We start from the raw sequence: 18,542 nt of genomic DNA, 5'->3' as shown, positions 1-18,542 counted from the left end.
TTTGTCCAAAGTTCTATTTTGTTGCAAAACATTTTGTTATTTCAATAAATTTTGCGAGATTTGCAGTCCGTAACGCCTGAGGTATTCCCGGACGGACTTTTATATCTATGTCTCGTTTAGGTTGGCAAATGTGCGTTACGCATGTTCGATGGTGTAAAAAATCAAATTACAATATTTGTAGAATATGGCAGAAAAATTGGAAGTGAAGGAGCTTGACCAGGTTGTGGTTCGCTTCTCCGGCGATTCCGGCGACGGAATGCAGTTGGCCGGTAACATCTTTTCCACGGTGTCGGCCACCGTGGGCAACGGCATATCCACGTTTCCGGACTATCCGGCGGACATACGCGCCCCGCAAGGTTCGCTTACGGGTGTGTCTGGATTCCAGGTGCATATCGGTGCGGGTCGCGTCTATACGCCGGGTGATCTATGTGATGTGCTTGTGGCGATGAATGCCGCGGCGCTGAAGACACAATACAGGTTTGCCAAGCCGCAGGCCACGATAATCATCGACACCGACAGTTTCGGGGCAAAAGACTTGGAGAAGGCACAGTTCGGCACTGACGACTATCTCGGCGAGATGGGCATCGATCTTGACCGTGTGGTGGCTTGTCCGCTCACAACTATGGTCAAGGACTGTCTGGCCGGCTCGGGAATGGACAACAAGTCGGTTCTGAAGTGCCGAAATATGTTTGCTTTGGGACTGGTGTGCTGGCTGTTCAACCGCGACCTTGAGCTTGTCAACAACTATCTGCGTGATAAATTTGCCAAGAAGCCTCAGATAGCCGAGAACAATATCAAGGTTGTTCAGGCCGGATATGACTATGGTCATAACGTGCATGCCGGTGTACCTGCAACCTATCGTATAGAGTCGAAGGATAAAGTGCCCGGCCGATATATGGATATCACGGGCAACAAGGCCACTGCCTACGGACTGATTGCCGCTGCCGAGAAGGCGGGCATGCAGCTTTTCCTCGGTTCTTATCCCATTACTCCGGCCACTGACATACTTCACGAGCTGGCCAAGCACAAGTCGTGCGGTGTAAAGACAGTGCAGTGTGAGGACGAGATATCGGGCTGTGCCAGTGCCATCGGAGCATCGTTTGCCGGAGCGTTGGCCGCCACGTCGACATCGGGTCCGGGCATCTGTCTGAAGTCTGAGGCTATCAACCTGGCTGTCATCGACGAACTTCCGCTGGTCATAATCGACGTGCAGCGCGGCGGTCCGTCTACGGGTCTGCCTACCAAAAGCGAACAGACCGACCTGCTGCAGGCTCTTTATGGCCGTAATGGCGAGAGTCCCATCCCGGTGATAGCCGCCACGAGTCCTACCGACTGTTTTGATGCTGTGTATTCGGCCGCAAAGATTGCCGTAGAGCATCTCACACCGGTAATTCTGCTCACCGATGCTTTCATTGCCAATGGCTCGGCGGCATGGCGGTTGCCAATGATGGAGGAACTGCCCGCCATACGTCCGCATCGTGTCGTGGAGGAGCAGAAAGGCAACTACACGCCTTATGAGCGTGACCCTGAGACGGGCGCCCGCTATTGGGCTGTGCCGGGACAGGAGGGTTATACTCATATCCTCGGCGGACTGGAAAAGGACGGCCGTACGGGCGCCATCAGCACCAATCCTGAAAATCATGACATCATGTGCCGTCTGCGTGCAGACAAGGTGGCTCGTATTCCGGTTCCTGACCTTGAAGTAGACGGCGACCGTGACGATGCCGACCTGCTTATAGTGGGATTCGGCAGCACTTATGGTCATCTTTATTCGGCCATGGAAGAACTTCGTGCCGACGGTCACAAGGTTGCGTTGGCGCAATTCAAGTATATCAATCCGTTGCCAAGAAACACAGTTGAGGTGCTCCGCAGATACCGCAAGGTGGTGGTGGCTGAGCAGAACCTCGGTCAGTTGGCTGCGTGGTTGCGCGCCAACGTTGACGGTTTTGTGCCCGAACAGTACAATGAGGTTAAGGGACAGCCGTTCGTGGTGAGCGAACTGGTGAAGGCGCTGGCCTCGTTAGCCAAGAAGTAGTGTAGAATCAGTTACTAAGAACTTGTAGGGACAAATTCTTGTATCTGTCCGTAACACTATATCATAAATGAATCAATCTGACGTTAATCCGCAGCGTAAGAGTATCAGATTAAAAGGATATGACTACTCAAAACCGGGATGTTATTTTGTTACGATAGTGACGAAAAACAGAGATGATTTGTTTGGATGTGTGAAAGATGGATAAATGGAACTTAATGCTGCAGGACTGATGGTGCGTAATGTTCTTGACGTTATGTTCTCAAACAATCAGTATGCAGAACTTACAAGCATGGTAATAATGCCTAATCACTTGCACTGTCTGATTTGTATAATGGCAGATGGCGGAATGGGACTGCCTCAAATGATGCGTTACCTGAAAAGCCGTACGACAGTAGAATATATTCATGGCGTAAAGGAAAAAGGTTGGCCTCGATTTGACGGACAGTTATGGCAAAACAGATATTATGATCATATCGTTCGGAATCAGAAATCATACGACAAGATAAATGAATACATATATCTGAATCCTGAGAGATGGAACAAGGATAAACTGAATATGAAATGTGATGCCGATGCTGATGACATAAATATGATTATCAAGAATTGTGAGAACGGACAAATACAAGAATATGTCCCTACAAGTAAATAATACTGGTAAATTTAAATAATAAAAAAGCAAGATAGTTATGGAAACAAATAACATCAACAATATACCTGCCGGCACGTCTCCTGTAGCAGTGACCGAGGAAAGCTTCTCCGTATCCGACTATAAAAAAGGCCAGCCCCGTTGGTGTCCGGGCTGTGGTGACCATTTCTTCCTGGCATCGCTCCACAAAGCGATGGCAGAAGTTGGTGTGGCTCCGCACAACATGGCTGTCATTTCGGGAATCGGATGCTCAAGCCGTCTGCCATATTACGTCAATACATACGCCATGCAGACCATACATGGTCGTGCAGCTGCGATAGCCACAGGCGTAAAGGTTGCCAATCCCGATCTTACCGTGTGGCAGATAAGTGGAGACGGAGACGGACTTGCCATTGGCGGCAACCACTTCATACATGCCATGCGTCGCAATATCGACCTTAACATGATTCTGCTCAACAACCGCATCTATGGACTCACCAAGGGACAGTATTCGCCTACGAGTCCGCGCGGGTTCGTATCGAAGTCGAGCCCTTACGGCACTGTCGAGGACCCGTTTTGTCCGGCCGAACTTTGTTTCGGTGCGCGTGGCCACTTCTTTGCACGTGCCGTGGCCACTGATGCCCCCGCAACGGTAGACGTGCTCAAAGCGGCATACCGGCACAAGGGAGCTTCGGTATGTGAGATATTGCAGAACTGTGTCATCTTCAACAATGGATGTTATGAATCTGTATATACAAAGGACGGGCGCAAGAAGAATGCCATTTACGTGCGTCACGGTGAGCCGCTCGTGTTCGGTGAGAACAATGAGTACGGTCTTGTCCAGCAGGGTTTCGGTCTGAAAGTGGTCGAGATAGGCAAGGACGGTTATACTATGGACGACGTGCTTGTACACGACGCCCATGCCGAGGACAATACGCTTCAGCTCAAACTGGCAATGATGGACCCGGAGAAAGGTTTTCCTGTAGCTCTCGGAGTTATACGCGATGTTGATGCGCCTACCTACGACGATGCCGTCACAGCACAGATAGAAGAAGTAAAGCAGATGAAAAAGTACCACTGCTTTGAGGAACTTCTCATGACAAACGATACGTGGGAAGTGAAATGAAATTTGCTTGATATACAAAACCGACTTTACTCCATAATCTCGTGGCCCATACTGCGGGATTATGGGGCTTTTTTCTTGTTAAAGGGCATATATAAGTGGCATTTCGTTAGTTTTTCCCGTATTTTAATACAAAAATGTCAGTAAAAAGTTGTATATATTAATTCTTTTCTTTACTTTTGTGGAAACAATCAATGATAAATCATGGAACAGTCGCAAGTATTCTGGCTTATAGCCATTGTTTCAACGGGTGTATTCGTTGTCCAGTTCATATTGTCCATATTCTTTGGTGATATAGATGTGGACATAGACGGTGATGCCACGGCAGATACCGATGTAAGCAGTCTAGTGTCATTCAAGGGGCTTGTTCATTTCGGGATAGGCTTCGGATGGATGATGGTTCTCCGAGGCGGCGAGGCAACGTTGAAGAACATTCTTGTGGCGGTGGTGACAGGCTTGGTGTTTGTTTTTGTCTTGTGGAGGATGTATGTGCTGGTTTTGCGGTTGCAGAAAGAGACGCAGACCGAGGACCCCAAAGCCTTGGTAGGCCGTTACGGGACGGTATACAACAATATGGGCGACGGGCGTTACATCATCCAGATAACACATAACGGTGCCATACGTGAACTCGACGTAGTGTCTGAGTCTCAATATTGCGGCTACAAGACCGGTGAGAGAATCACCGTGGTACGCCATGAAGACAACAAATATTATGTGAAGTGACTTTTTTTACTAACCAATCAAGTTAATAATTATGGATCAAAGTTTTTTTATAATGGCTGCAATAGGTGTGGCCGTTGTAGTGCTCACTATTGTGGGTATTCTTTCGCGCTATCGTAAGTGCAAGAGTGATGAGGTACTGGTTGTATACGGAAAGACCGGTGGTGTGAAATCAGCCAAGCTGTTTCACGGAGGAGCAGCCTTTGTATGGCCTATAGTCCAAGGTTACGAGTTTCTGTCGATGAAACCGATGCAGATAGACTGCAAGCTGACCGGAGCCATTTCGGCGCAGAACATACGCGTAGACGTGCCCACAACTATCACTGTGGCGATATCAACCGATCCGGCCGTTATGCAGAACGCTGCAGAGCGTATGCTAGGGCTCGGATTCGAGGACAAGCAGAACCTCATCACAGATGTGGTTTACGGACAGATGCGTCTGGTGATTGCCGACATGACAATTGAGGAACTCAACTCGGACCGAGACAAGTTCCTCTCGAAAGTCAAGGACAACATCGATACCGAATTAAGCAAGTTCGGTCTCTATCTGATGAACATCAACATCAGTGACATCCGCGATGCCGCCAACTATATCGTAAACTTAGGTAAGGAGGCCGAGAGCAAAGCTCAGAACGAGGCTCAGGCCAACATTGAGGAGCAGGAGAAACTGGGTGCCATAAAGATAGCGAATCAGATACGTGAACGTGAGACCAAGGTGGCCGAGACACGCAAGGACCAGGAAGTGGCCATCGCCGCTACTAAAAAAGAGCAGGAGATTGCCATTGCCGAGACTCTCAAGGATCAGGAGATTTCGGTGGCTCAGGCCGACCGTGACCGTATCTCTCAGGTGGCCCAGGCCAATGCCGAGAAAGAGGCTCAGGTAGCCAAGGCTGAGGCCGAGAAGAATATCAATATAGAGAAAGCCAACACCGACAAGGAAAGCCGTGTGGCCGAACTTAACTCCGACATGGAGATAAAGAAGGCCGATGCCGCCAAAAAGGCAGCCGTAGGACGTAACGAGGCACAGAAGGACATTGCCCGTTCTGATGCCGAGTTGCAGGTGACACAAGCCAATGCCGACCGTGAGGCAGGAGAGGCCGCAGCACGTTCGGAGGCTGCTATCCAGACAGCCCGGGAGCAGGCCCAGAAAGAGGTTGAAGAAGCCAAGGCACGCAAGGTGGAGTCATCGTTGAAGGCCGAGAAGATTGTGCCTGCCGAGATAGCCAAGCAGGAGGCCATTCTTCAGGCTGATGCCGTAGCCGAGAAAGTGACGCGCGAGGCCGACGCCCGTGCAAAGGCCACTCTGGCCCAGGCTGAGGCCGAGGCCAAGGCCATACGTATGAAACTGGAGGCCGAGGCCGAGGGTAAGAAAATGTCGTTGTTGGCCGAGGCCGAGGGATTTGAGGCAATGGTTAAGGCTGCCGAGCTCAACCCGTCGATAGCCATCCAATACAAGATGGTGGACCAGTGGAAGCAGATTGCCGGAGAGCAGGTAAAGGCGTTCGAGAAGATACAGTTGGGCAATGTTACTGTATTCGACAGTGGACAGAGCACAACCGGCAACTTCCTCAACAACCTTGTCAAAACCGTGGCACCAAGTCTCGGCGTGCTCGACAAGCTGCCCATTGGAGAGACGGTGAAGAACATCATCAAGCCTGAAGACAAGGAAGGCAAGAACGAGGAGAAGAAATAAGAAAGGTCTATATAAGAAATTACGGAATTACATGTATTTCCCAATGGGGAATAATCTGTGTGATTCCGTAATTTCTTTGTAATAATTAGGTAATGGTCCGCAATGTATTGCTGATAGGTAGTGTCTCTATTCTATCACTTTTTTACCGTTTATTATATATACACCTTTGGTGTGCTTGCCGTTGTTCACGGCCTGTCCGCCAATGGTATAGGTGCGGTCCTGTCGTGCAGATGCGGAATTGTCTTTTACTGAATGTATTGCTGTAGGCTCCCCACCGTCCATAATGTTCTTTATATCTGCCGGGGTAAGCGCGCTGTTGTATATGCGCAAATCGGCGATGCTGCCCGTCAATAACGGGTCGGCGGCAAACTGACTGCGGCCGATATAGCAGCGCACAGGCATGAAGTCGATAGGACGTATTGTTATGTCAGCAGTTGTTGCGGCTTGTTCGCCGTCGATATACAATGTCACTGCATCCGGAGACAGCGTGACAGCTACGTGGTGCCATCCGTCCTGAAGAGTTGCAGTTGTCAATCGTTGCTCCTCACCTCCGTTTTTCATGACAACGCTCATTCCTGAGCCATTGTTGGGAGTGAGGAAGAAATATTGATCCATACTGTTTCCGAAATCGAAAATACGTTGCCAGGTCCTTGTGCCGGTCACATTGACCCATGTGCTCACCGTCATGTCGGAATGGTGTGTGGCTGCCGGCGGCAACATAAGATAGGCTGTTCCGCCAAGAGCGATACATCCGGTTTTCTCTTGATTTTCAATCGTATTGTATGTGTGCGTTCCTTCCACGACGGCATCAAATACATTCTCGGTAATGTCGTTTGTCGATTCGTCGAAGACGTAGTGTGCTACAAGTGCAGTCTTTTGCCTGCTGCCGCCATGACCCGCAGTCACGGTTGCCGATGCTTCCGACATATTGCGACTCTTGTCCACAGCCTTTAATTTATATACATACTGCACACCTGCCACGGCGCTGTTGTCTACAAATTCCGTTCCGGCAATCATGCGTCCTATCATATCCCACGAATCGCTGTTTGTGAGTTCCGTTCCTGCCACGGACCGTAGCACGCAGTAAGCCTCTATGTCGGTTTCGCCATTGGCATCCCACTCCAGTTTTACTGATGCGGACAGTGGCGTTGCTCTCAAGTTCTTGGGTGCCGTAGGAGCGTCAGACTCCAGTTGGGCTTTGACGGGCATAAAGCGCCACTGTTGGTTGGGAGTTCCGGTAAAGGCAGCCTGCTGTAGATAGGCATTTCTGATGGTTGAGGAGTTCCTTATTTCAAGATATAATCCGCTGTGCCGCGAACGCAGATACCAATTACCCTCACCGGCATATTCTGCAAACCATTGCTCATTGGTGCCTCCGCTGCCCGAGTAACCTATTATCTCTCCGCCGGCAGATGTACTCCAGTCTTTCACATCCATCACCTGTGCGGTGTTGCGTACGTTGCGCAATAAGAAGTAGCTGTAGTCACCGCCAACCCTTTCCGACACCGGTTCTACAATCCATTGCTGGTGGGTGGAGGCACTCGACGAACTGTATGCCATCTGTGTGATGTTCAGGGCCTCGCCTTTGGCTCCATTGTAGAATCCGAGGCACTTGCCTGAGTTCTTGTTCATTATCACAAACGTTCCGTTGGCAAGGTTATCCAAAGGCACGTCCTCGCCCTTGTTTATCTGTATCAGGCGCTCCGCATTGGTCTGCCCTGTCTGATAACCTGTTCCTCCGGGTATAGTCATGGTATAGTTGTACACAGGACCGTAACCGTCGTAATAGACCGGCCGGTCGGTAGCGGTAAAGTCGAACGCCGAGGTTGTGGCCTGTCGTTCCGATGATCCGACAAAAGCATCTATACGTCCGTCCCCGCACTTGTATACGGTGGCAGCCGTCCATGCGCTCCGGTTTTCCGCATAACCTATTTCTTTGCCGGCAAACGAGGCCTTGCAGTATTTTCCGCGTGCTGCACCGTCCCATCCCCACCATACTCCGGACTGCATGCCGTAGTGGGCACCGATAAACGCTTCGCCTACATTGTGAAGTTCGTCAGCCGTTGCATGGTTGCCGTCGGCACGAACCTGCTGCCAGAAGGCGGCATATGTATCAAATCCGCCTGCCAGTTGGTGGGTATTGCCTTCTGTCACGTAAGGTTTCATATAGTTGTACCATGACAGAGCTTGGTCACAGTTGAGAGTGTTTCCGGCAGATATTCTGATGCCCTGAAGCTCGGCATCTTCGGCTATCTTCTTGGCTATCGAGCGAAAATGCGCCTTGGTTCCCTCGCCCCATGGTGTGTAGTCGGGCTCGTTGAACGGTGATACCGTAATAACGTTGAAACCTTTTGTACGGATATACTTCACACTGGCTTTTATCACTTTATACCATTCTTCCGGTTTGGCATAATAGTTGGAAGAATTAAGTGCTTCGTGGTCGCAGTTCAGAATGACATCGCGCACGCCGCTTATTCTTATATGGTTTAGCCTCGACTGCAACGCCGTCTGCTGTGCCGCTGACAGGTTGCCGTTGTCATCGACAAGGTCGCTCGGCTGAAACGATACGCGTCCTATGCGCATCACGCCGGTACCGATATGGTTGGTGCCACGAGTCACATTGTCTTCGCTGTCCCATGCCGTATCCAAACCCCAGAGTATCGGGGCTTCCGGCACTTTGCACAGGTTTATGTCGGTATCGGTTCTGAACGGTACGGGCGTAGCGTTGTAAGTGCCTCCACGCATCATCATCGAGGCATGAGGTATGCGTTGTGCGCATGCAATGTCTCCACGACTTTCGCCGGGAAACGGAATGGTAATGAGTGTAGCTAATAGTAAATGTTTCATGATGTGAAAGAAATATTTATGATGAAATGCTTGTCACAATTTCTCTCCGAAGCACAGGTCACCGGCATCACCCAAACCTGGGATGATGTACTTGTGCTCGTTGAGACGTTCGTCTATGGCGGCACACCATACGGTGGTAATGTCGTCGGGCATGGTCTTCTTCACGTGTTCCAGTCCTTCGGGTGTGGCCAGCACACAGGCTATGTCGACGCGGTGCGGCATACCTTTGGTCAGGAAAGCACGGTAGCCCATCTCTATCGAGCCGCCGGTTGCCAGCATGGGGTCGGCAATTATGAGTGTCTTGCCGTCAAGATTCGGTGTGGCCAGATATTCCACCTCTATGCCCACCTCCGTATGGGCTTCGTCGGTATACTTGCGGTATGCGCTTACAAAACCGTTGTCGGCATGGTCGAACACATTCAGGAATCCTGCGTGCAGGGGCAGTCCGGCACGGAAGATGGTGCTCAGCACGATACTGTCCTGCGGCAGACGGATGCGTGCCGTGCCCAAGGGGGTAGTCACTTCGCGCTCTTCGTAGGTCAGCGTCTTGCTCATTTCATATGCCATCATTTCGCCTATGCGTGTTATGTTGTTGCGGAATAGCAGACGGTTTTTCTGATAGTCTGCGTCGCGTATTTCCGCCAGATATCTGTTGATGACGGAATCTGTCTCACTGAAATTTATAATCTTCATATTGTTTCGGGTTTGTATTTATTTTGCAAACTTACACAAAAAAATCGTCACTATGTATGTTTCCTTCTTAAAAATGCACTTCGTGTGAATCTTACCGGTATTGATGCCGTATGACTTATTGTAGTCCGGGTCATAATATAAGGCTCGGACGGTGATTGTTTTTGTGGGCATTGTGGTGGGTGAATTGCAAATAAAATGCTAACTTTGCAACCGGATGTCTGTCGGCATACCGATGACTAATGACATAGAGAACGATTGATGAACGAAGATTTTGATATAAGGCAGGAAAGGGTGTCGGCCGAACGCGACTTTGAGAATGCTCTCAGACCGTTGCGTTTCGGTGACTTCAGCGGTCAGCAGAAGGTGGTGGAGAATCTTGAAGTGTTTGTCGAGGCCGCCAAATATCGTGGTGAACCGCTTGACCATACACTGCTGCACGGTCCTCCCGGACTGGGAAAGACTACGCTGAGCAATATCATTGCCAATGAGTTGGGGGTTGGTTTCAAGATTACGAGCGGACCGGTGCTTGACAAGCCTGGTGATCTGGCCGGTATACTTACATCGCTTGAGCCAAATGATGTGCTTTTCATCGACGAGATACACCGTCTGTCGCCTGTGGTCGAAGAATATCTCTATTCGGCCATGGAGGACTATCGTATCGACATCATGATAGACAAGGGACCGTCGGCGCGCTCTATACAGATAGATCTTAACCCGTTTACGCTCGTTGGTGCGACAACTCGCGGAGGCATGCTTACAGCTCCGCTACGTGCCCGCTTCGGAATCAATCTGCATCTGGAGTACTATGAGCCGGAGACGCTTCAGCGTATATTGAAGCGTTCTGCCGGCATAATGCAAGTGCCGATAGACGATGATGCCGCTTTTGAGATAGCCCGCCGCAGCCGCGGCACCCCTCGTATAGCCAATGCATTGCTGCGCCGTGTGCGCGACTTTGCGCAAGTGAAAGGTACGGGCCGCATAGATACCGACATTACGCGTGTGGGCCTGACGGCTCTCAATATAGACCGTTACGGTCTTGACGAGATAGACAATAAGATTCTCGTAACGATAATGGACAAGTTCCGTGGAGGTCCGGTGGGCATATCTACCATAGCCACTGCCATTGGTGAGGATACGGGTACTGTGGAAGAGGTGTACGAGCCGTTCCTCATCATGGAGGGATTCATCAAGCGCACGCCGCGCGGACGTATGGTTACGGAGCTGGCATACCGTCACTTCGGGCGCAACCCGTACACGGGCAACATCATGCAGCCGGGACTGTTCGAGTAATATGGCGGAAGTAGTAAAACATCCTATATATAATGGCTCCTTCACTCCTTCTCCTTTACATGGGAGGGGTGAATGAGCGGAATGGAACAATGAAGACAGGAATATTCACAGGAAGTTTCGACCCGTTTACAGTGGGGCATGCCGATATTGTGAGGCGTGCGTTGCCGCTTTTCGACCGTATTGTGATAGGAGTGGGCGTGAATGAGCGTAAGGTTTGCATGCAGACTGCCGGCCGGCGTGTAGAGGCTATAGCGTCTCTGTATGCTGCCGAGCCGCGTGTGGAGGTGCGTACTTATAGCGACCTCACCGTAGACTTTGCCCGTCGTGAGCATGCCGGATTCATCATAAAGGGTGTGCGGAGCATGCGTGATTTTGAATATGAGCGTGAGCAGGCTGATATCAACCGTCGTATCGGTGGTGTAGAGACTGTGCTGCTGTTTGCTGCGCCACAGTATGAGAGCGTGAGTTCGAGTATGGTCCGCGAACTGATACACTTCGGGCGTAGTGTCGATGAGTTCTTGCCGGTGAAACGATGATTGTGGTATAAGAATATATTGTTTGGGAAAGTAAGAAACAGTTTTATGATAACATATAATGCAGAAGGCGTAAAGATGCCTAAGATAAAACGGCGCGACACCACAGCGTGGATCAAGGCTGTGGCAGCCTCGTACGGCCGGCGTGTGGGTGAGATTGGATATATGTTTGTGGATGACGAGAAGATACTCGAGGTGAACCGTGAGTATCTCGGACACGACTATTACACGGACATAATCACTTTCGACTACGACGAGGGCGATGTTATAAGCGGTGATCTGGTGATAAGTCTCGATACCGTGCGTACCAATGCCTCACAGTTCGGTAAAAGTTACGAGGAGGAGCTGCACCGAGTGATAATACACGGCATACTTCATCTTTGCGGCATAAATGACAAGGGGCCGGGCGAGCGTGAGAAGATGGAGGCAGCCGAGAACAAAGCGCTGGAACTTTTATAATTTAGAATTGAAAATGGAGAATGGAGAATTATGATTTGCTGCAAGGCCTTTTGGTTCAGACACCGTACTGTCGGTATTTATGCAGCAAATCATAATTTTCCATTCTCCATTCTCAATTATAATTCTCCATTTTCAATTCTAAATTACAGTATTTCAAGTGCTTTCAGCACTATGTCATTGGTCTCGTTGATGATGGCGAAATATTCGGTCATATCCCACAGATCGCGGGCTACGAGTGCTTTCATCTGTAGTTTGAGATAGGGTGTTGTCTTGTTGAGCTCTTCGTCATCCTTTGGTTTAATCTTCTGTTTTTCTCCTTCTTTCATTATGCCGTCGATGACATCCTGGGGTATCTCGAATCTCTCTTTGAAATCGGCAAATGACTTGTAAGTATTGCGGAGCTCCTTGCGGTGGGTGTCGATGTATCGCAGGTTCGCATTGATGATGATGTTGCGTGCTGCCAGTTCCCTATGCAGTTTCGTATACTTTGTCGTGTCGAGCGGCACAAAGTGATCGGGCATTATTCCGCCTCCACCGTATACAGTGCGGTGTTCCCGCAGAGTGTAATATTTCAGCGAGTCGGCAAAGTGAACACTGTCGGCATTGGTCAGTTCTCCGCTCTTCAGGCGGTTAATCATATCCATGGCATAGTCCTTGCCGCCGCCTTTGGTATACGGCTTCTGTATACATCGGCCTGTCGGCGTGTAGTAATGGGCTGTTGTAAGGCGTATCATCGAACCGTCGGGCAGGTCCAACGGGCGCTGGACGAGACCTTTGCCGTATGTTCTGCGCCCGACAACGGTACCGCGGTCCTGGTCCTGTATTGCTCCGGTTACAATCTCGGCAGCCGAAGCTGTATAGCTGTCGACAAGTACTACAACCTGTCCGTCGGTAAACGAGCCGTTGCCCTTGGCCCGATATTCCATACGTGGTGCCTGCCGTCCGTCTGTATATACGATCATGTCGTTGTTCCTGAGAAACTCGTTGGCCACCTGTACGGCCGCCTGAAGGTATCCTCCTCCGTTTTCCTGAAGGTCGAGCACGAGCTTTTTCATACCCTGTCCGTCAAGTTTCTTCATCCCTTCCATGAATTCGTCGTAGGTGGTGGCGCCGAAACTGCCTATGCGTATGTATCCCACTTCGGGGCGTATCATGTACACTGCATCTATTGTCTTCACCGGAATCTTGTCGCGTGTCACGTTGAATGTCAGCCTGTCCTTGATGCCGCTGCGTATCACACCTAACTTTACCTTTGTGTTTTTAGGTCCCCGCAATCGTTTCATTATGTCTTCGCGTGACATTTTTACACCGGCTATGGCAGTGTCGTTGACACTCACAATGCGGTCGCCGGCCACGATGCCTGCTTTTTCCGAAGGTCCGTTCACTACCGGCTGTATCACCATCAGTGTGTCTTCTATCATGTTGAACTGCACGCCAATGCCTTCGAATCCGCCCGATAGCGGTTCGTTGGCGGCTTTCACCTCCTTGGGTGTTAGATACGAAGAGTGGGGGTCGAGTTTCTCGAGCATGCCCCGTATGGCGTCTTCCACGAGTCTTTTCTCGTCGACACTGTCCACGTACAGATTGTTTATGGCCATTTCCGCCAGTTGCAACTTGCGTAGCGGACTGTCAGGACCGCTGTTGATTTTGAATTGTGCGTGTGCCGTGCCAATTGTCATGCAGCAGATGACTGCCCATATAAGTCTTTTCATAGTGTTGTAATCCGTATTTATATTTCATATGTTTCTTCCTCAGGCTTGTCCTCTTCTATCACCAGGTTGTCGATGATGAAGTTCTGCCGTTCGGGCGTATTCTTTCCCATGTAGTAGGCCAGCAACTTCTGCACTTGGTCGGTCTTGTGCAGTGTCACCTGTTCGAGACGCATGTCCGGGCCGATAAAGTTGGCGAACTCATCGGGCGAAATCTCGCCGAGACCTTTGAATCGTGTTATCTCCGGGTCGGGGCCAAGCTCGTTGATGGCTTTGAGCCGTTCGTCCTCGCTGTAGCAATAGCGGGTGACAAAATCGCTTTTCTTGCGTTCGGACTTTGCGGCGATTCCGGCCAGAACCTGCTTGTTCTTGATTTTTGTACGGCGGTTGCGCACGCGGAACAGCGGTGTCTGCAACACATAGACGTGTCCTTTCTTGATGAGATCGGGGAAGAACTGCAGGAAGAACGTAATGATTAACAGGCGGATGTGCATGCCGTCGACATCGGCATCTGTGGCCACGATTACCTTGTTGTAGCGCAGCGTGTCGAGTCCGTCTTCGATGTCGAGTGCTGCCTGCAACAGGTTGAACTCCTCATTCTCGTATACCACTTTCTTTGTCAGTCCGAATGAGTTGAGCGGTTTTCCGCGCAGCGAGAATACCGCCTGAGTGTTGACGTCGCGACTCTTGGTGATGCTTCCGCTGGCCGAGTCACCCTCAGTGATGAATATCGAACTTTCTTCCTTGCGCTCGTTCTTTACGTCGCTGAAGTGTATGCGGCAGTCACGCAGCTTGCGGTTGTGCAGATTGGCCTTCTTTGCCCGTTCCCGTGCCAGTTTGGTCACTCCGGAAATGGCCTTGCGTTCCTTTTCGCTTTCCTGTATCTTTTGCAGCATCACTTCAGCCACATCGGCATGCTTGTGCAGGAAGTTGTCAACCTCGTTCTTTATGAAATCGCCCACATACTTGTTGATGCTCACGCCTCCGCCCGGTTCCATCGTGAGCGAGCCGAGCTTTATCTTGGTCTGGCTCTCGAACATGGGTTCCTCTACGTTGACGGCTATCGCGCCTACGAGTCCGTTGCGTATGTCCGTATATTCCATGTTCTTGCCGTAGAATTCCTTTATGGTCTTGGCTATATGCTCTTTGAAGGCACTTTGGTGTGTTCCTCCCTGTGTCGTATGCTGGCCGTTGACGAAAGAGTGGTATTCCTCGCCATACTGGCCGGTGTGTGTGAAAGCAATCTCGATATCCTCGCCCTTGAGGTGTATGATGGGGTAGATTCCGTCGTTGGTCATCGTGTCGTTGAGCAAGTCCTTGAGTCCGTTGCGGCTCAGGATTCGCCTGCCGTTGTACATTATGGCCAGACCCGTATTCAGATAGGTGTAGTTGCGCAGCATTGTCTCGACAATGTCGTTGTGGAACGAATAGTTGAGAAACAGCGTGTCATCGGGTTCGAAATAAATGTATGTGCCGTTTTCGTCGGCAGAGTCTTCCGTGACGTCGCTTTGCAGAATACCGCGCTCAAACTTTGCGGTGCGCACCTTGCCGTCGCGATACGAGCGCACTTCAAAATGCGCGCTGAGGGCATTGACGGCCTTGACGCCCACACCGTTCAGTCCTACGCTCTTCTTGAAAGCCTTCGAGTCGTATTTTCCGCCGGTGTTGAGCACACTGACGGCTTCGATAAGTTTGCCCTGAGGTATGCCTCGTCCGTAGTCGCGTACCGAGACACGCATGTTGTCCGTTACGTCTATCTCAATGCGGTTGCCGGCGTGCATCTTGAATTCGTCGATAGAGTTGTCTACCACTTCTTTCAGCAGAACGTATATACCGTCTTCCGGCAGTTGGCCGTCGCCCAAACGTCCGATGTACATTCCCGGACGTGTGCGCACATGCTCCATGTCCGACAGATGACGGATGTTGTCGTCGGTGTATTCTACGGCAGGTTGTTGTGTGAATATTTCGTTCTCGTTCATGTCTTTTTTATATCAGGAGTCAGCTGCTAATTAAGGAATTACAGTTCTTTCACATAGCATCTTCTGCGCTTGTGGCATTCCCGTTCCAGATATTGCCACTGGCTTTGCACCTTTTCGTTGGTTTCCATTTCCACATGCGTCTCCCCCCATTTGAATCCGTACTTCTGATACCACGGTATCAGATCGGAGAAGAGCAGGGCATTGGCACCCTTTGAACGGTACTCGGGCAGTATTCCAATGAGCAGCAGGTCCACTACGTCGGTCTTGTGGAAAAACAGTGCCCTTGCCACATGCCACCATCCGAAAGGCCACAGCCGTCCGTTGCGGCATTTTTGCAGAGCCCGTGTCAATGAAGGTATTGTTATGCCCACGCCAACCACCTTGTTGTCGGCGTTGCGGTCTTCGATGAGTGTTACCAGATTGAGGTCGGCCATTTTCAGATACATCTTCACGTACTGGTCTATCTGTCGCTGGCTGAGTTCGGAATATCCGTACAGATTGCCGAAGGTGCCGTTTATCACGTCGAATATCTTCTGGCCGTACCCCTCTTTCTTTACCTCCCGCTTTGTCAGTTTCTTCACGTGCAGGTTGTAGCGTTTGGTTATCATCTCGGCTATCTTCTGATATTTCTCCGGAACTTTTTCGGGCACATAAAGTTTGTACTCTACATAATCGTTGTCTTTTCTCCATCCTCCCATCTCTTCCATGTGTTTGGGATAGTAAGGGTAGTTGTATGCCGTGGCCTGTGTTCCAAGTTCCTCGTAGCCGTATATCAGCATGCCTTCCGGGTCCATGTCGGTGAATCCCAGCGGGCCTACAATTTCTGTCATTCCATGTTCGCGGCCCCAGTTCTCCACGGCCTTGAGCAGTGCCGTTGAAACCTCGATGTCGTCCACGAAGTCTATCCATCCGAATCTCACGCTCTTGCGGTTCCAGCGTGCGTTGGCCTTGTTGTTGATGATGGCGGCCACACGGCCTACCGTTTTGCCGTCCCTATAGGCCAGGAAATATTCGGCTTCGCAGAAGTCGAACGCTGCGTTCTTGTCCTTGCTCAGTGTGTTCACCTCGTCGAAGTGCAAGTTGGGAGCATCGTAAGGATTGCCTCTGTACAAGTCATAATGAAATTGGATGAAGGCTTCAAGTCCTTTTTTGTCCGTAACTCTCTTTATTTCTACTGATGACATTATTGTCTGTTTTTATTTGTTATAAAAACGGCCATACCATTGATGCCGTAAATGCTTTTTTATCAACCGGTATGGCGCTTTCTTTATGCAAAGATAGCGCTAAAAATCAAAAAGAAGAAAGAAAATTTGGTTTTTTCAATAACTTAGTTTACTTTTGTAAACAAAATAGCATTCTTTATCAAATTATATAATTATTTTAAAACTAAGAACAAATGTACAGAAAATCATTCTTGGCTGCAGTCTTCTGCATGATGGCATCCGGTGCTGCGATGGCACAGGACAGCGACAAGGAAACCTTGAAGTCTTACAATTTCATTGAAGCACAGGGTGGTGGTCAGATTACGCTTACCGACGCGAAGATGGACAAGTTGATAACTCCGGTCGGAGCATTGTCTTTCGGCCGATATTTTACGCCGGCCGTAGGTGCGCGTCTGCATGTCAGCGGATGGGAGTCAAAGAGCGGTTATAACGACTTGGGCTTTTATAAATGGAACTATATCACGACCAATGCTGACCTTCTCGTCAATCTTACCAATCTGGCTTGTAAGGACAAAGACCATTTTCTCAATGTGATATTCGTTGCCGGTGTGGGTCTTACCACAGGATGGGGCAACGACGATGCCAATGCAATGGCCAATGCGAACATGGGGCTTAACATGCCTTTTGTATGGGATGATACGCGTCTGAGTCACAATATACGTGCCGGTTTGCGTCTTGAGACTAATGTGACAAAGCCAGTGGGAGTGTCGCTCGAGGTCAATGCAAGCAGCCTTGACGACCGTTTCAATTCTAAATACAACAACAGCGACGACTGGATGGTGTCGGCCATGCTCGGTGTTAGCTTCCGCTTCGGTCATAAGTATGGAAAGAAGCATGTTCATGTGGCAGAACCCGCACCGGTGGTGACTCCGGAGCCGGCACCGGTTGTCGAGCAGCCCGCTCCGAAGCCTGAACCGAAGGTTATCACGCGCAAGGTTGAGAAGAAAGTGCCTGTAAAACTGCACGAGGAGCGTTTCTACAAGATTCGCGAGGCTGATGCTGAAGGCAACAAGGCACAGATGAAGCGTGTGGCCGATTTCCTCAAGGAGTATCCCGAGGCGAAGGTTACTGTGGTAGGATATGCCGATAAGGGTACAGGCAATGCGGCACTTAACGTAAAATATGCCAAGCAGCGTGCCGACCAGTACAAGAAGGAGCTGGTAGACAGTTATGGTGCCGATGCATCGCGTATCATTACAGACAGCAAGGGCGACAAGGTGCAGCCGTTCGCCGAGAACGACAAGAACCGTTGCGTCATTGTAGACGGTGAGGCAGAGAAAGTTGTCATCGAAACTGTTACCGAGACGGTCAACGAATAGGATTCTAATCCATACAGGACGATAATTACTGAAGGGACTGCATCAAAAGCCGCATACCATCAACAGGGGATGACTGTGCTTTTGATACGGTCCTTTCTGTATAAGTTAGCCAACAAAATCAAACTACATAATAGTCCGGACATAGGATGGATGCGCCTTGGAAGAACTCGCCTTGGAAGAACTCGCCCTGAATGAACTTGCCTTGGATGAACGTGCCCTGGAAGAACGCGCCCCGCAGGGGCAACAAGCACATAGCCCGGGGCAGAGCGTAGCGGCACCCCGGGATTCATATTC

General features: G+C 50.2%; 14 protein-coding genes. 9 read left to right on the top strand and 5 right to left on the bottom strand.

From position 1 onward, the window contains the following. The first annotated feature begins 184 nt into the window (after positions 1-184). The 5 genes from HPS55_RS06055 (at position 185) to HPS55_RS06035 (ending at position 6,196) form a co-directional block, all read left to right on the top strand. On the top strand, positions 185-2,035 hold the full coding sequence (locus HPS55_RS06055) for a 2-oxoacid:acceptor oxidoreductase subunit alpha (protein WP_172174743.1): 1,851 nt from the start codon (positions 185-187) through the stop codon (positions 2,033-2,035). A 205-nt stretch (positions 2,036-2,240) separates the two neighbouring features. Further along, on the top strand, positions 2,241-2,684 hold the full coding sequence (locus HPS55_RS06050; protein WP_216653103.1) for a transposase: 444 nt from the start codon (positions 2,241-2,243) through the stop codon (positions 2,682-2,684). A gap of 37 nt (positions 2,685-2,721) precedes the next feature. Then, positions 2,722-3,786 (top strand): 2-oxoacid:ferredoxin oxidoreductase subunit beta, encoded by a 1,065-nt coding sequence (locus HPS55_RS06045; RefSeq protein WP_172174746.1) that lies wholly within the window; start codon positions 2,722-2,724, stop codon positions 3,784-3,786. A gap of 201 nt (positions 3,787-3,987) precedes the next feature. Further along, positions 3,988-4,506, top strand: a complete 519-nt coding sequence (locus HPS55_RS06040) for an NfeD family protein (protein WP_172174749.1) — start codon at positions 3,988-3,990, stop codon at positions 4,504-4,506. Positions 4,507-4,537: 31 nt separating this feature from the next. Continuing rightward, positions 4,538-6,196, top strand: coding sequence for a flotillin family protein (locus HPS55_RS06035; RefSeq protein WP_172324751.1), 1,659 nt, complete (start codon positions 4,538-4,540; stop codon positions 6,194-6,196). A gap of 126 nt (positions 6,197-6,322) precedes the next feature. On the opposite strand, the gene HPS55_RS06030 is transcribed toward HPS55_RS06035, so the two are convergent. Continuing rightward, positions 6,323-9,043, bottom strand: coding sequence for a LamG-like jellyroll fold domain-containing protein (locus HPS55_RS06030; RefSeq protein WP_172174755.1), 2,721 nt, complete (start codon positions 9,041-9,043; stop codon positions 6,323-6,325). Positions 9,044-9,076: 33 nt separating this feature from the next. After that, on the bottom strand, positions 9,077-9,736 hold the full coding sequence (gene upp, locus HPS55_RS06025; protein ID WP_172174758.1) for a uracil phosphoribosyltransferase: 660 nt from the start codon (positions 9,734-9,736) through the stop codon (positions 9,077-9,079). A gap of 258 nt (positions 9,737-9,994) precedes the next feature. Here upp and ruvB point away from each other — a divergent pair, with 258 nt between their 5' ends. From ruvB to ybeY, 3 genes are all read left to right on the top strand, one after another. After that, on the top strand, positions 9,995-11,026 hold the full coding sequence (gene ruvB / locus HPS55_RS06020) for a Holliday junction branch migration DNA helicase RuvB (protein WP_172174761.1): 1,032 nt from the start codon (positions 9,995-9,997) through the stop codon (positions 11,024-11,026). Positions 11,027-11,115: 89 nt separating this feature from the next. Continuing rightward, entirely contained in the window at positions 11,116-11,562 is a 447-nt protein-coding gene (coaD, locus tag HPS55_RS06015) for a pantetheine-phosphate adenylyltransferase (protein ID WP_172174764.1), read from the top strand. 45 nt (positions 11,563-11,607) lie between these two features. Further along, positions 11,608-12,018: an rRNA maturation RNase YbeY gene (gene ybeY / locus HPS55_RS06010; RefSeq protein ID WP_172174767.1), complete on the top strand. Its 411-nt coding sequence runs from the start codon at positions 11,608-11,610 to the stop codon at positions 12,016-12,018. A gap of 143 nt (positions 12,019-12,161) precedes the next feature. On the opposite strand, the gene HPS55_RS06005 is transcribed toward ybeY, so the two are convergent. From HPS55_RS06005 to HPS55_RS05995, 3 genes are read right to left on the bottom strand one after another with little or no spacing between them, the layout of a single operon-like run. Then, positions 12,162-13,697, bottom strand: a complete 1,536-nt coding sequence (locus HPS55_RS06005; protein ID WP_410543859.1) for a S41 family peptidase — start codon at positions 13,695-13,697, stop codon at positions 12,162-12,164. 50 nt (positions 13,698-13,747) lie between these two features. Then, positions 13,748-15,706 carry a DNA topoisomerase IV subunit B gene (locus tag HPS55_RS06000; RefSeq protein ID WP_172174773.1) on the bottom strand — a complete coding sequence of 653 codons (1,959 nt, stop codon included), beginning with the start codon at positions 15,704-15,706 and terminating at the stop codon, positions 13,748-13,750. A 38-nt stretch (positions 15,707-15,744) separates the two neighbouring features. Then, positions 15,745-16,890, bottom strand: a complete 1,146-nt coding sequence (locus tag HPS55_RS05995; protein ID WP_172174776.1) for an N-acetyltransferase — start codon at positions 16,888-16,890, stop codon at positions 15,745-15,747. 212 nt (positions 16,891-17,102) lie between these two features. On the opposite strand from HPS55_RS05995, the gene HPS55_RS05990 reads away from it, so the two are divergent. After that, the gene (locus HPS55_RS05990; RefSeq protein WP_172174779.1) at positions 17,103-18,248 is read left to right on the top strand and encodes an OmpA family protein; all 1,146 of its coding nucleotides are present in this window, start codon (positions 17,103-17,105) and stop codon (positions 18,246-18,248) included. Positions 18,249-18,542: the final 294 nt, after the last annotated feature.

The sequence above is a fragment of the Xylanibacter rodentium genome, assembly GCF_013166575.1.
GTDB lineage: Bacteria > Bacteroidota > Bacteroidia > Bacteroidales > Bacteroidaceae > Prevotella > Prevotella rodentium.
Note: the sequence above shows the minus strand (reverse complement) of the source record. Positions and strands in the feature narration are given on the sequence as shown.